This window comes from Nocardiopsis ansamitocini (assembly GCF_030268225.1).
GTDB lineage: Bacteria > Actinomycetota > Actinomycetes > Streptosporangiales > Streptosporangiaceae > Nocardiopsis_D > Nocardiopsis_D ansamitocini.
The window spans coordinates 85,619-99,123 of the sequence record NZ_BSQG01000011.1 but is presented as its reverse complement, the minus strand read 5'-3'; the positions used below and the strand labels follow the sequence as shown (position 1 = coordinate 99,123).

The window sequence follows — 13,505 nt, the reverse complement described above, 5'->3', positions numbered from 1 at the left end:
AGGACCCCTATCAGCAGCCTTCGGGCGGTTATCCTGCTCAACCCTCCGGGCCCTACCCGGGGCAGGACCCCTACCAGCAGTCCTCCGGTGGTTATCCGAACCAGCCGTCCGGGCCGTATCCGGGCCAGGACCCCTATCAGCAGCCTTCGGGCGGTTATCCTGCTCAACCCTCCGGGCCCTACCCGGGGCAGGACCCCTACCAGCAGTCCTCCGGTGGTTATCCGAACCAGCCGTCCGGGCCGTATCCGGGGCAGGGCCCGGGTCAGCCGAACGGGCCGCAGTACCCGCCGCCGGGCCAGGGCCGGACCGGCATGTCGGGCTGCGCGATAGCCGCGATCGTGGGTGCGGTCCTCGTGGTGATCATCGGCGGATGCACCGTGGCGGCCGGGATGATGCTCTCGGGCGACACCGAGCCCACTCCGTCCCCGTCTCCGGTGGAGACCTCCGCGACACCCGTTGATCCGCCCTCTCCCGAGCCGGTCGAGACGGATTCGCCCTCCCCCGAGCCGGAACACACCTACGCCACCGACGCGCTCACCGAGTCGGTGTTCCTCCTCGCGGTCCGCAGCAACGAGTACGGCGCGTACTGGGAGGATGAGAGCGACGGCGACCTCGTCGACCGGGGCCACACCGTCTGCAGCCGGCTCGACGACGGCGACACGCTGACCCTCCTGGCCCTGGAGGCCATCGCGGAGGTCGGCGCGGACGAGGACGCCTCGGCCGCCCACGGTGCGCTGCTCGGCGCCGCGATCGTCAGCTACTGCCCCCAGCACGAGGACCAACTCGACAGCTTCGCCGAGTAGCCGGCCGTACGTTGCGGCCCCCTCGCCGTTCGGCAGGGGAGAAGACAGGGGAGGCAAACGGCGAGGAGCCGCCCTCGGGGGCCGCCGCAAGGCGTCCTCCCGTGAGCAGCCCCTCGAAAAGGAGTCCTGCGCGGTCAGTGCTCCGCGGCCTTCTCCGCGCCCGCGCCGGTGAGGGAGCGGACCTCCATCTCGGCCTGCTTCTTGTCGTTGCTCTCCTTGGAGAGCATCGTGCCCAGCCAACCGAGGAAGAAGGCCAGCGGGATGGACACCAGCCCCGGATTGGCCAAGGGGAACCAGGCGAAGTCCGCGTTCTTGAACATCGCGGTCTCCGAGCCCGACACCGCCGGCGAGAACACGATCAGGGTGATGGTGACGATGAGCCCGCCGTAGATGCTCCACAGCGCGCCCTGGGTGTTGAAGCGCTTCCAGAACAGCGTGTACAGGATCGTCGGCAGGTTCGCCGAGGCCGCCACCGCGAAGGCCAGCGCGACCAGGAAGGCGACGTTCTGTTCCTTGGCGAGGATGCCGCCGAGGACGGAGACCGCCCCGATCACCAGCGCGGTGATCCGGGCGACCCGGACCTCGCTGTTCTGGTTCTCGACCTTGCCCTTCTTGATGACGCTCGCGTAGACGTCGTGGGCGAACGACGCCGACGCCGTGATCGTCAGACCCGCGACCACCGCGAGGATGGTGGCGAAGGCCACCGCGGCGATGAACCCGAGCAGCAGCGGTCCGCCCAACGCGAGGGCCAGCAGCGGCGCGGCCGAGTTCACCCCGCCCGGCGCGTCGTTGATCTGCTCCGGACCCACCAGGGCACCCGCGCCGTAGCCCAGCACCAGGGTGAACAGGTAGAACAGGCCGATCAGCGCGATCGCCCACACCACCGAGCGGCGCGCGTCCTTGGCGGTGGGGACGGTGTAGAAGCGCATCAGCACGTGCGGAAGGCCGGCGGTGCCCAGCACCAGCGCGATGCCCAGGGACAGGAAGTTCAGCTTGGAGATCTCGTTCATGCCGTACTGGGCGCCCGGCGCCAGCAGTGCCTCTCCCTTGCCGCCTTCCTGCGCCACCGCGTCGGCGAGCACGCCGGAGAAGTCGAAGCCGTAGATGGCCAGCACCCACACGGTCATCGCGCCGGCGCCGGCGATGAGCAGTCCGGCCTTGATGATCTGCACCCAGGTGGTGCCCTTCATCCCGCCGATCAGCACGTAGAGGATCATCACGACGCCGACCGCGGCGATGATGGCGTTCTGGCCGGCTTCGCTGCGGATTCCCAGCAGCAGGTTGACCAGCGCACCGCCACCCGCCATCTGGGCCAGCAGGTAGAAGAAGGAGACCGCGAGGGTGGAGATGGCCGCCGCGGCGCGGATGGGCCGTTGGCGCATCCGGAAGGCCAGGACGTCGCCCATCGTGAACTTGGCGGTGTTGCGCATCAGCTCGGCCACGAGCAGGAGCGCCACCAGCCAGGCCACCAGGAAGCCGATGGAGTACAGGAAGCCGTCGTAGCCGTTGAGCGCGATCGCGCCGACGATGCCCAGGAACGACGCTGCCGACAGGTAGTCGCCGGCGATCGCCATGCCGTTCTGCGGTCCGCTGAAGGAGCGTCCGGCCGCGTAGTAGTCCGCGGCGGTCTTGGTGTTGCGGCTTGCCCGGAACACGATCACCAGGGTGATCAGGACGAACGCACCGAAGATGCTGAAGTTCAGGACCGGGTTGATCGCTTCCAGGCCCTGTGCGGAGTGCAGGGTCGCGCTCATTTGGCCCCCTCCTCGACCTGGTGCCGGATCTTGTCCGCGATCGGGTCGAGGCGGCGCCCGGCATAGCGCACGTAGAGCCCGGTGATGATGAACGTCGACACGAACTGCAGGAGCCCGAAGACGATGCCGATGTTGATGTTGCCGAACAGGGGAATCGCCATGAAGTCGTGCGCGTAGTCGGCGACCAGCACGTAGAGCAGGTACCACCCCAGGAAGAACGCGGTCATCGGGAACACGAAGACCCGTAGTCGGCGCCGCAGTTCCTGGAACTCCGGGCTCGCCTGCACCGCCTCCCAGTCCGGTTCGGGCCCCTGCCCGTCAGGGCGGCCGTTCTCGGTATCCGTCACCACAGACCTCCGCATCACGTCACATGTGTGTCGGGGGACACATGTGTTTCGCGACACATTAGGGAGGTCGGTGTTCGGTGGGCCAGGAGAACCGGTCCGAACGACGCCAGGCGCGACGAGCGGCTGACGAACGGCACCCGGGTCATGCCGAGCGGTCGTCCCCGGGCGGCTGGGGGGGATCCGCGGTCGGGCCGTGGGGAGGAGGCTCGTCGAGGTGGAGCCGCAGCATCGCCTTGCGGGCCCACGGAGAGGGACGCCCGAACAACGAGACCACCACCATCGTGGCGAACGCCAGCGGTACGGCCCACGGTGCGGGCTGGGTGATCAGGATGCCCTGCCAGCCGTCCACCTGCGGGCCGGCCAGCGCCAGCACGATCGCTCCGGAGGTGCCCAGGAGACCGGCGAGCATACCGCTCAGCGCCCCCGTCCTGGTCAGTCCCGACCACCAGATGCCCAGGACCAGCAGCGGACAAAACGTCGCCGCGGTGACAGTGAAACCCCAGGTCACCAACACTCCGGCATCCAAGCGTGCGGAGGGGAGCGCAAGCAGGACCATGGCCGCGGCGGCCAGCAGCACCGTGATGCGGACCCTGCGCAGCCCACCCGGTACCAGGTCGTGGGCGATCGCACCGGAGACCGCCAGCAGCAGGCCCAGCGAGGTGGCCAGGAACGCCGCGAACGCACCCGCGGTCAGGAGCGCGCTGAACGCGGTCCCGGCCCACCCGGTGTCCACCTGGGTGGGCAGCGCCACCACCACCGTGTCGGTGGTCCCCGACAGGTACAACTGCGGGACCAGCACGTGCCCCAACGCCCCGTAGACGCCGGGGAAAAGGTAGAACATCCCCAGCAGCGCCACCGTGATCGCCGCGGTGCGGCGCGCGGAACGTCCGTCCGGGCTGGTGTGGAAGCGCATCAGCACATGGGGCAGCCCCATCGTGCCCAGTACGGTGGCCGTCAGGATGGCCAGCGTCCCCAGTAACGGGTAACCGGCGTTGTTGGTGTTGAGCAGTGGGCGCTGCCACTCCTCGCCCCCCAACGGCGCGGCGCCGCGTACCGCGGGCACCTGTCCGCCCTTCTCGAAGACCAGGGTCTGACCTGCTTGGACGTCCAGTCGTCCCGGTGTCAGCACGCTCTCCTGCCCGTCCGAGGAACGCACGACCGTGGGCGTGTCCACCTCCAGGACCACGTCGACCTGGAAGGACACCGGGGTGTCGCGGTCGAACCGGGTGAACTCGACCGGGTGCACAGCGGAGTGGCGCACCTCCGGGCCCACCTGCGCCACCAACCAGATCGCCGGCACGATGAACAGCAGGAGTTTCACCACGAACTGGAATGCCTGCACATACGTGGCCGCACGCATCCCGCCCAGGGCGAGCGTCGCGCTGACCACGGTCCCCGAGATCACCACGCCCACCCAGTAGGGGGTGCTGCTCACCGCGCTCAGCACCAGGCCCGCGGTGCGGAACTGGGGCACCAGGTAGAGCACGCCGATCACCAGCACCACCAGCGCGCTGAGCCGCCGCAGTCCGGGAGAGGCCAGCCGCGCTTCGGCGAAGTCGGGCACCGTGAGCGCACCCGAGCGGCGCATCGGCGCGGCCACCAGGATGAGCATCGCGATATAGCCCGCCGTGAACCCCACCGGATACCACAGGGCACCCACGCCGTCCTTGACGATCAATCCCGCCACACCGAGGAACGACGCCGCCGACAGGTACTCACCCGAGACCGCAGCCGAGTTCAGCAGGGGCGACACGCGTCGGGAGGCGACCAGGAAGTCCGAGGTGGTGCGCATCGCGGCCACACCGCGCAACCCGATGAGCAGCGTCACCAGCACCAAGGGGGCGACCGCCATCAGCGCTACCATCAGCGCTCCTCGATCCGCTCGGCCCCGCGCAACTGCCACCAGGAGAGAAACGCCATCAAGGGATAGGGCAGCACCGCCAGCATCAACCAGGACACCGGCACACCGGCAAGACGCACACTGTCGAGTTCGGGCCAGGCCCAGAACACCAACGGCAGGCCCACCAGCAGGATCAGCACCAGAAGCAGGGAAACCGCGCCGAGCGCCCGCTGCCGGCGGTACAACTCCGCGGCCCGTTCGGCGTCGGTGGATTCGAGCCGGGGGACCCGCCAGCGCCCGCGGGCCCGACCACGCGAATGGGCGAGCCGGGTCTGTGGGCTGGTCACCGCCACGCGTCTGGCGCGGTTGGGCATCAGGCCGGCCGGTCGGGGCGTTCGAGTTCGCCGCGCTGGGCGGCCAGCAGCAGTTGTTCGCGCAGCTCGCGGGAGTGCCGACGGCTTACCGGCACGTCACCGAGGTCGGTGTGGGCCAGTAGCCCGCCCACCGAGTCGCTGCGCAACTCGCGCACCGCGTCCAACGCCAGCAGGTAACCGCGGTGAACCCGGACGAACCCGCTTCCTTCCCAGTACTCCTCCAGCCGGGAGATGGGCATCCGTACCAGGTGCGCCCCGCCGGGAGTGTGCAGTCGCACGTAGTCGCCGTTGGCTTCGACGTATTGGACATCGCCGCGTCGTACGTAACGGGTGCGTCCCGCCGTCTCCACCGGGAGGGCGGCCATGGCGTCGGGTACCCGTGCGGCCGGCCCGTTCTCGACCGGCGCCGCCACCAGCCGGGCCACCTTGGCGACCGCTGCCGACAACCGCTCGGCGGGCACCGGTTTGAGCAGGTAGTCCACCGCGCCGATGCCGAACGCATCGATCGCGTGCTCCTGGTGCGCCGTGACGAACACGATCTCGGGCCGCTCGGTCATCCTGGTCAACAGCGAGGCGAGCTCCATCCCGTTCAGGCCGGGCATGGAGATGTCCAGGAAAACCGCGTCGAAGCGGTCACCCTGGATGATGCGCAACGCACTCACCGGGTCCTCGGCGGGCACGACCTCGGCCACTTCGGGCACCTCGCGCAGCAGCCGGCACAGGTCGGCCAGCGCCAGCGGCGTGTCGTCCACGGCCAGGACGCGCAGTCCGCCACCCGTTGCTGTCATCACGGCATCACTCCCGGCTGGAATCTCGGTACGCGTACGACCACCCGGGTCCCGGCGTCCACCGCGGTCTGTACGACCAGGCCGTACCAGGCGCCGTAGACCTGACGCAGTCTGCGGTCCACGTTGGCCAGGCCGACGCTGTCGGGGCGGCCCTTCCCGGCGAGGATGGCCCTGGCCCGATCGGGCTCCATGCCAAGCCCGTCGTCCTCCACACTGATCACGCAATCGTTGCCTTCGGCCTGCCCGGCCACCTGCACCGTCCCGGCTCCCGAGCGCGGCTCGATGCCGTGCTTGATGGCGTTCTCCACCAGGGGTTGCAGCACGAGCACCGGAACAGCCACCCCCAGGACTTCCGGCGCGACCCTGACCTGCACGCGGAGCCGGTCGCCCAGCACGGCCCGCTGGAGGGCCAGGTAGGTCTCGATCGCCTGGAACTCGTCGGCGACCATCGTGTAGTCGCCGTGGCGCGCCAGGCTGTAGCGGGTGTAATCGGCGAAGTCGAGCATCAAGTCACGGGCGCGGTCGGGTTCTGAGCGGACCAGCGAGGCGATCACGGTCAACGCGTTGTAGACGAAGTGCGGTGAGATCTCCGCGCGCAGCGCCCGCAACTCCGCCTGGGCGGCCCGGTCCGCGGACTCCTCCAACAGGTAGCGCTCCAGCGCGTCGGCGACCCAGTCCGCGGCCTCGCGCACCGCCGAGGAGCGTGCGTCCCCGGCGGACACCATGACCCCGGCCAACTCGTCGCCGGCATGAACCGGGACCGCCAGCAACGGAGGTTTTCCCTGGGCGTACTCGGTGTGCAGCACGCTCTCGACCAGTGGTGCCACGGCGGCCTCGGCAGCGGGGCGCCCCGACCACACCAGGGCGCCCGACAGGTCGCCCAGCGCGACCCCGTCCACCCCCAGCAGCCGGCGCAGCCGACGGGCCGAGCAGCGGACGCCGGGACCGTTCAGGCCGTCCCTGAGCCCGTCCGCCACCGCACGTGCGGCACGCAGCGTCGCCATGGGTGCACCATGCGGAGTCGAGGAGCGCCACGATCGGTGCGGTCTGCCGCCTTTCGGGTGATCGGTGCGCGCCTGCATGGGTGTCCCAGCCTCGGGAATGTGATGAAGGAAATAGTAGATTGCGGGCTGCGGCACAGTGGGCCCGCGGTGACCGTTCGTCCCGTTCTGGGTGCCTTTTGTCGCGCATGGGGTACGCCTGATCGTGCCGGTCGTGTGCTGACGGCCTCTCGCGCCCTACGGTTGTCGTTACGGTATCGAGCATCACATATGTCGGGAGTTGACATGAGCAACGAGGTGTTGTCGAACCTGATGGGCGAGAGCGATTCCTTCCCCCCGGATCAGGACTTCGCCGCGCAGGCCAACGCCACCGCAGCGCTCTACGACGAGGCAGACGCGGACCGTGAAGAATTCTGGGCCTCCCAGGCGGGACGCCTGCACTGGGACACCAACTGGTCCCAGGTGCTGGACTGGTCGGACGCCCCCTTCGCCAAGTGGTTCGTCGGGGGCAGGCTGAACGTCGCCTACAACTGCGTGGACCGTCACGTCGACGACGGGCACGGCGACCAGGTCGCCATCCACTGGGTGGGCGAACCCGGGGACTCCCGCGACATCACCTACGCCCAGCTCAAGACCGACGTCTCCAAGGCTGCCAACGCCCTCGAATCGCTGGGGCTGCGCCCCGGCGACCGGGTGGCCATCCAGTTGCCGATGATCCCCGAGGCCATCGTCTCCATGCTGGCCTGCGCCCGGCTGGGCCTCACCCACAGTGTCGTGTTCGGCGGCTTCTCGCCCGCCGCGCTGCGCTCCCGGGTGGACGACGCAGCCGCTCGGCTGGTGATCACCTCCGACGGCCAGTACCGCCGCGGCAAGGCCGCCCCGATGAAGGAGAACATCGACGAGGCGCTGGCGGGCTCCGAATCGGTCGAGAAGGTCCTCGTCGTCAAGCGCACCGACACCGAGGTTCCCTGGACCGAGGGGCGCGACCTGTGGTGGCACGAGCTCGTCGACGCCCAGTCCGGCGAACACACCCCCCAGGCATTCGACTCCGAGCACCCGCTCTTCATCCTCTACACCTCGGGGACCACCGGGAAGCCCAAGGGCATCCTGCACACTTCCGGGGGATACCTGACCCAGGCCGCCTACACCCACAACGTGGTCTTCGACCACAAGCCGGGCAAGGACGTCTACTGGTGCACCGCCGACATCGGCTGGGTCACCGGGCACTCCTACATCGTCTACGGGCCCCTCGCCAACCGCGCCACCCAGGTCGTCTACGAGGGCACGCCCAACACCCCGCACGAGGGGCGGCATTGGGAGATCGTGCAGAAGTACAAGGTCTCCATCTACTACACCGCGCCCACCCTGATCCGCACCTTCATGAAGTGGGGTGCGCAGATTCCTCAGGGCTACGACCTCTCCAGCCTGCGCGTGCTCGGCTCTGTCGGAGAGCCCATCAACCCCGAGGCGTGGCTGTGGTACCGCGAGAACATCGGTGCCGGGAAGGCCCCGATCGTGGACACCTGGTGGCAGACCGAGACCGGCGCGATCATGATCTCTCCGCTGCCCGGGGTCACCGCCACCAAGCCCGGCTCCGCACAGAAGGCCCTCCCCGGCATCAGTGCCAAGGTCGTCGACGAGACCGCGACCGAGGTTGCGCACGGCTCAGGCGGTTACCTCGTCCTGGACAAGCCCTGGCCGGCGATGCTCCGCGGTATCTGGGGCGACGAGCAGCGTTTCCGCGACACCTACTGGTCCAGGTTCGCCGACGAGGGCTGCTACTTCGCCGGGGACGGCGCCAAGTACGACGCCGACGGCGACATCTGGCTGCTGGGCCGGGTGGACGACGTCATGAACGTCTCCGGGCACCGCATCTCCACCACCGAAGTGGAGTCCGCCCTGGTGTCGCACCCCAGCGTCGCCGAGGCAGCAGTGGTGGGCGCCTCCGACGAGACCACCGGCCAGGGAATCGTGGCCTTCGTGATCCTGCGCGGCAACGTCGTCGCGGACGAGGCGGGCAGCGAGGAGGCCATCGCGGCCCTGCGCAACCACGTCGCCAAGGAGATCGGCCCGATCGCCAAGCCCCGCCAGATCATGGTGGTGCCCGAGCTGCCCAAGACCCGATCGGGCAAGATCATGCGTCGGCTGCTGCGCGATGTCGCGGAGAACCGCGAGGTCGGAGACGTCACCACTCTGGCCGACTCCTCCGTCATGGGGCTGATTTCGGCCGGGCTCAAGGACGGCAAGTCCGCGGAGTAAAACTGCCGCCGCCCGGGAGCACAGGGGGCGTGTCGACCCGTAAGGGCGGCGCGCCCCCTGAGCGTTTTCACCAAACGTAGCCGGAAAAATGCTCTCTGTTTTCGGATCGCGTACAAAAACAATAAAAAGCCAACTATTGACAGCCAATGCCACACGAGTTCAGGCTTAGCTCGTGAACCTGTCAGACAGCTTGGTGTCAGGGTGACGTGCGCAAACGACCGGTCAGCGGATGCCGGCCGGCGGCCGACAGTCGTGACCTGAGAAGGAGTGTTCGCCGATGGAGCCAGGGTGGCCGCGATGCCGTCCATCGCGGCCACGCAAGCGATTTCTCTGAAGCAGGGAAACTTCATGGAAGCTCTGACCGAAGTGATCGAAGTGGTCAACAACCACTTCTGGACCTTTCTCGTCATCCCGGTGCTCGTCATCGTCGGCCTGTACTTCAGCGTGCGGTCCAAAATGGTGCAGGTCAGGATGCTGCCGCAGATGGTGCGCAGCATCGCGGCCAGTCCCGAGACCGCCCCTGACGGCAGGGCGTCGATCTCTTCCTTCCAGGCATTCGCGATCTCGGCCGCGGCCCGCGTGGGTACCGGAAACGTCGCCGGTGTCGCCATCGCCATCAGCCTCGGCGGACCGGGCGCGGTGCTGTGGATGTGGATCATCGGCCTCGTGATGGGCGCCGCCGCGTTCGTGGAGTCCACCCTCGCCCAGCTGTACAAGATCCGCGACAGCACGGGCTACCGAGGCGGTCCCGCCTACTACATGCAACACGGGCTCAACGCCCGCTGGCTCGGTGTCGTCTTCGCCGTCGTCATCATCTTCACGTTCGGCTTCGTGTTCAACATGGTCCAGGCGCACAGCATCACCTCGGCGCTCTCCACCTCCGTGGCCACGGCCAACGGCGGGACCGCCCCCTGGCTGGCCCCCCTCGTGGGCGTCCTGCTGGCGCTGCTGACCGGCGTCGTCGTCTTCGGCGGCGTGCGCCGCATCGCCGGCGTGGCCCAGACCGCCGTCCCCTTCATGGCGTTCATCTACCTGCTCATGGGCATCGTGGTTGTCGCGATGAACGTCGAGCGAGTGCCGTCGGTGTTCTCCGACATCGTCACCTCGGCGTTCGGCATCCGCGAGATCGGTGCGGCCGGGGTCGGGGCCGCGATCATGATGGGTATCCGACGCGGCCTGTTCTCCAACGAAGCGGGCATGGGTTCCGCGCCCAACGCCGGCGCGACCGCCGCGGTCAGCCATCCGGTCAAACAGGGCCTCGCCCAGACCCTCGGAATCTACTTCGACACCATGATCGTCTGCTCCATCACCGCGTTCATCATCCTGGTGTCCAACCCCGCCTACGGCGAAGGCGCCGGTGCGGAGCTGACCCAGACCGCGCTCCAGGCCAACCTGGGCACCTGGTCACTGCACCTGCTCACCTTCATCATCTTCCTGCTGGCCTTCACCTCAGTGCTGGGCAACTACTACTACGGCGAGTCCAACCTGGGCTTCCTGTCGGGCAACCCGCTCTACATCACCGTCTACCGCTTCCTCGTCCTCGTGATGATCTTCCTGGGCTCGGTGGCCTCCCTCGAACTGGTGTGGAGCCTGGCCGACGTGACGATGGGCGTCATGGCCATGATCAACCTGGCCGCCATCGTCCCGCTGGGGGGATTGGCGATGCGGCTGCTCAAGGATTTCAACGACCAGCGCCGCCAAGGGCTCGACCCCGTCTTCACCAGGGACCGCCTCCCCGGTGTCCGGGGAGTGCAGTGCTGGGAGCGCGAGCGTGTCCACCGAAACGACAAGACGGAGGAGACGGAGGAGACCGAGGCGGTCTGAGCCGCACCGGTGCTTCTCCCCGACCGGGCCGTGGAAACACCACGGGAACCCGCTCAGGGTCGGTTCAGGGGTAGGCCAGGGGCGTTCCCGATGTGATCTCCGGCCCTCAGAGGGCAGGCTTGGAACCATGAACGAGAACTTCGGCAAGAAGAGCTTCCGACGGAGCAAGAGCCAGCGCGTCCTGACCGGTGTGTGCGGCGGGATCGGCGCCTTCACCGGGGTGGACGCCAACATCGTCCGCCTCGCTTTCGCCGTCTTCACCCTCCTGGGCGGCAGCGGAATCCTGCTCTACCTCATCGCCTGGTTGCTGATGCCCGAGGAAGGCGCCCAGTCATCGGTCCTGGAGCACATCATCCGCAACTTCCAGGGCAAGGAGAGCAAGCTGTGACCTGGAGTCTGCGGGCACGGGGCGGGCGCGTCAGGCGCCTGCCCCGGGAGGTCCTGGAAAGGCTCGCACGATCGGGCGAGGGCGGCACGGGGACGGCCGACGAAGGAGAGCGGAGCCCGGGAAAGCCTACCCCCGGCCAGCACGGCGGGTCCGGGGGATAGCGCGCTACGCCTCGTTGACGCTTGGCTCCGGCCGGTGCATCAACTCGATGGTCCCGCGGGACAGCCGGGACCACGGCGCGATCAGCACCAACGCGCAGAGCGAGCCCAGAACGCCCGCCGTCACGATGACGGCCTGGATACCGACGACCCCCACCAGCAGGCTCGCAATCGCGATCCCGATGCCCTGTGCCACCTGCAGGCCGGCGGCGACCAGCCCGAACGCCAGCCCGCGGCCACCGGAGGGTACGCACAGCACGAAGGCCGCGTTGGCCACGAACTGGTAGGCCGCGGCCATCCCGGAGACGACCAACGCCACCACCATGACCCACAGCGGGGGCTGGACCAGCCAGACCAGCAACGGCAGCGATGCGATCATCGCAAGCGGCCCGATCATCCGCATCCGGGTCTGCGGACTGATCAGCCTGGTCAGGACGAGGCCGCCGAGCACGGCGCCGATCGACGGGCCCGCCATGATCAGGCCGGCCGCGGCCGTGCCACCGCCGATCTCCGCCGCCAGCGGGTTGGCCAGACCGTAGGGAATCATGTACAGCCCTGCCAGCCAGGCGAACAGCGACAGGGTCCGCAGGCGGGCGTCGCTGAAGACCAGACGCGTGCCCTCCTGGATGAGTACCAGCAGTCCGGGCCGCCTGTCGTCCTTGGCCTTGGCCGTCAGCGGAGGGTGCGCTCGCACCCCCACCAAAAGGATGAGCGCCGACAGCAGGAAGGCGAACCCGTTGTAGACGACGGCCGTTCCCGCGCCGACCATGACCATCACCGCGCCCCCGGCGACCAGGCCGACGAGAGTTCCTGCCTGCTGGGTCATCCCGATGATGGCCGACCCGGCCACATAGCGCTCGCCCTGGACGACCTCGGTCATGAGCGCAACCCGCGCCGCACCGTGCGGGATGGTCGGCATGATCGAACAGAAGAGCAGCACCCAGATACCCCACACGGGCATTCCCGGGATGCCGATGCACATCACCAAGCAGGCGCGGATCACGTCGCTGATCACCATGACCCGGCGCCGCGGGAAGAGGTCGGCAAGACCTGAGAGCAGAGGGCCGGCGATGATCGGCGGCAGGAAGGTCAGGGCCAGGGTCAGACCGGTCAGAAAAGCAGAGTCGGTCTGTTGGAAAACCAGTACCGTCACCACGATGTTGAGCAGGTAGTTGCCGGTCATCGACAGGGCGTGCGCCAACCACAGGGCCTGGAACTCCCGGACTCGCATCACATCGCGGTAGCTGCGGCGCCAGTCCGGTGAAGAGGCGTTTGGGGATTCGGTGTCGCTTTCGGGGGGTGTGGTTTCGTGTGCACCGTTGTTCTGGCGCGGGATTTCGAACTCGCGGCTGTCCGTACCCGGATCGCCCACCCTGACGGCCCCCTCGATTGTTTGCCCTGAAGTCACTCTCGGTTTCTGCTTGGTAACATAACGTTCCTGATCTGCGGCTGCTTACGCAAGCCGTTTGGTCAAATTCGTGTCTGAGTCGTTGTTATAGCTGGACGGCGACCGCTTTTGCGGTCATGATCTCCGCTCCCTTCCGGCCGACCGAGATCCACCGCCGTCCGGCCTCTTCGCCCCGGTCTCAGGCCCAGCCGAGCTCGTGCAGACGGTCGTCGTCGATCCCGAAGTGATGAGCGATCTCGTGCACGACAGTGATCCGAACCTCGTCCACCACCTCCTCCGCCGTCGTGCAGAACGCGCAGATCTCACGCCAATAGATGAAGATCTGGTCCGGCAGCACGCCTGCGTACCCGTCCCCCCGCTCGGTGAGCGGGATGCCCTCGTAGAGCCCCAGCAGACCGGGCACCGGGGGATCCTCGGAGACAGTGATCACGACGTTGTCGATATAGCGAGTCAGTTCTTGGGGAATGGTGTCGAGGGCGTCGGCGACTAGCTCCTCGAACCTGGCACGGGATATTTCGACCACGTCTCGTATTGTGCGGCATGAGGGCGCGCGCGAGCGGC

The 13,505-nt window shown here is 68.1% G+C and carries 12 protein-coding genes; 4 read left to right on the top strand and 8 right to left on the bottom strand.

Features of this window, described 5'->3' with window-relative positions:
- Nucleotides 1-803 (top strand): DUF732 domain-containing protein (locus QSJ59_RS21980; protein ID WP_285761635.1); only part of this gene is annotated, 803 nt, incomplete at its 5' end.
- A 134-nt stretch (nucleotides 804-937) separates the two neighbouring features.
- Here QSJ59_RS21980 and QSJ59_RS21975 read toward each other — a convergent pair.
- The 6 genes from QSJ59_RS21975 to QSJ59_RS21950 form a co-directional block, all read right to left on the bottom strand.
- Nucleotides 938-2,557: a solute symporter family protein gene (locus QSJ59_RS21975; RefSeq protein ID WP_285761634.1), complete on the bottom strand. Its 1,620-nt coding sequence runs from the start codon at nucleotides 2,555-2,557 to the stop codon at nucleotides 938-940.
- Nucleotides 2,554-2,904, bottom strand: coding sequence for a DUF485 domain-containing protein (locus QSJ59_RS21970; RefSeq protein ID WP_285761633.1), 351 nt, complete (start codon nucleotides 2,902-2,904; stop codon nucleotides 2,554-2,556). The genes QSJ59_RS21975 and QSJ59_RS21970 overlap by 4 nt, the downstream gene beginning before the upstream one ends.
- A 142-nt stretch (nucleotides 2,905-3,046) precedes the next feature.
- The gene (locus QSJ59_RS21965; protein WP_285761632.1) at nucleotides 3,047-4,768 is read right to left on the bottom strand and encodes a sodium/solute symporter; all 1,722 of its coding nucleotides are present in this window, start codon (nucleotides 4,766-4,768) and stop codon (nucleotides 3,047-3,049) included.
- Nucleotides 4,768-5,091, bottom strand: a complete 324-nt coding sequence (locus tag QSJ59_RS21960; protein WP_285761631.1) for a hypothetical protein — start codon at nucleotides 5,089-5,091, stop codon at nucleotides 4,768-4,770. Before QSJ59_RS21960 ends, QSJ59_RS21965 begins: the two co-directional genes overlap by 1 nt.
- A gap of 26 nt (nucleotides 5,092-5,117) precedes the next feature.
- Complete coding sequence (locus QSJ59_RS21955) at nucleotides 5,118-5,906, bottom strand: LytR/AlgR family response regulator transcription factor (RefSeq protein ID WP_285761630.1); 789 nt, start codon at nucleotides 5,904-5,906, stop codon at nucleotides 5,118-5,120.
- On the bottom strand, nucleotides 5,906-6,910 hold the full coding sequence (locus tag QSJ59_RS21950; protein ID WP_285761629.1) for a sensor histidine kinase: 1,005 nt from the start codon (nucleotides 6,908-6,910) through the stop codon (nucleotides 5,906-5,908). Before QSJ59_RS21950 ends, QSJ59_RS21955 begins: the two co-directional genes overlap by 1 nt.
- 282 nt (nucleotides 6,911-7,192) lie before the next feature.
- On the opposite strand from QSJ59_RS21950, the gene acs reads away from it, so the two are divergent.
- The 3 genes from acs (at nucleotide 7,193) to QSJ59_RS21935 (ending at nucleotide 11,378) form a co-directional block, all read left to right on the top strand.
- Nucleotides 7,193-9,166, top strand: coding sequence for an acetate--CoA ligase (acs, locus tag QSJ59_RS21945; RefSeq protein ID WP_285761628.1), 1,974 nt, complete (start codon nucleotides 7,193-7,195; stop codon nucleotides 9,164-9,166).
- A 348-nt stretch (nucleotides 9,167-9,514) separates the two neighbouring features.
- Nucleotides 9,515-10,990: an alanine/glycine:cation symporter family protein gene (locus QSJ59_RS21940; RefSeq protein WP_285761627.1), complete on the top strand. Its 1,476-nt coding sequence runs from the start codon at nucleotides 9,515-9,517 to the stop codon at nucleotides 10,988-10,990.
- A gap of 127 nt (nucleotides 10,991-11,117) precedes the next feature.
- Nucleotides 11,118-11,378, top strand: coding sequence for a PspC domain-containing protein (locus QSJ59_RS21935; protein WP_285761626.1), 261 nt, complete (start codon nucleotides 11,118-11,120; stop codon nucleotides 11,376-11,378).
- A 165-nt stretch (nucleotides 11,379-11,543) separates the two neighbouring features.
- Here QSJ59_RS21935 and QSJ59_RS21930 read toward each other — a convergent pair whose 3' ends face one another.
- Entirely contained in the window at nucleotides 11,544-12,767 is a 1,224-nt protein-coding gene (locus QSJ59_RS21930) for an MFS transporter (protein ID WP_432707520.1), read from the bottom strand.
- Between the two features lie 355 nt (nucleotides 12,768-13,122).
- On the bottom strand, nucleotides 13,123-13,467 hold the full coding sequence (locus QSJ59_RS21925; protein ID WP_285761625.1) for a metallopeptidase family protein: 345 nt from the start codon (nucleotides 13,465-13,467) through the stop codon (nucleotides 13,123-13,125).
- Between the last annotated feature and the right edge of the window lie 38 nt (nucleotides 13,468-13,505).

Bases quoted from the DNA above. Each gene is read 5' to 3' on its own strand.
- QSJ59_RS21965 (WP_285761632.1), bottom strand. From the start codon at position 4,768: ATGGTAGCGCTGATGGCGGTCGCCCCCTTGGTGCTGGTGACGCTGCTC.
- QSJ59_RS21940 (WP_285761627.1), top strand. From the start codon at position 9,515: ATGGAAGCTCTGACCGAAGTGATCGAAGTGGTCAACAACCACTTCTGG.
- acs (WP_285761628.1), top strand. From the start codon at position 7,193: ATGAGCAACGAGGTGTTGTCGAACCTGATGGGCGAGAGCGATTCCTTC.
- QSJ59_RS21975 (WP_285761634.1), bottom strand. From the start codon at position 2,557: ATGAGCGCGACCCTGCACTCCGCACAGGGCCTGGAAGCGATCAACCCG.
- QSJ59_RS21930 (WP_432707520.1), bottom strand. From the start codon at position 12,767: ATGCGAGTCCGGGAGTTCCAGGCCCTGTGGTTGGCGCACGCCCTGTCG.
- QSJ59_RS21935 (WP_285761626.1), top strand. From the start codon at position 11,118: ATGAACGAGAACTTCGGCAAGAAGAGCTTCCGACGGAGCAAGAGCCAG.
- QSJ59_RS21955 (WP_285761630.1), bottom strand. From the start codon at position 5,906: ATGACAGCAACGGGTGGCGGACTGCGCGTCCTGGCCGTGGACGACACG.
- QSJ59_RS21950 (WP_285761629.1), bottom strand. From the start codon at position 6,910: ATGGCGACGCTGCGTGCCGCACGTGCGGTGGCGGACGGGCTCAGGGAC.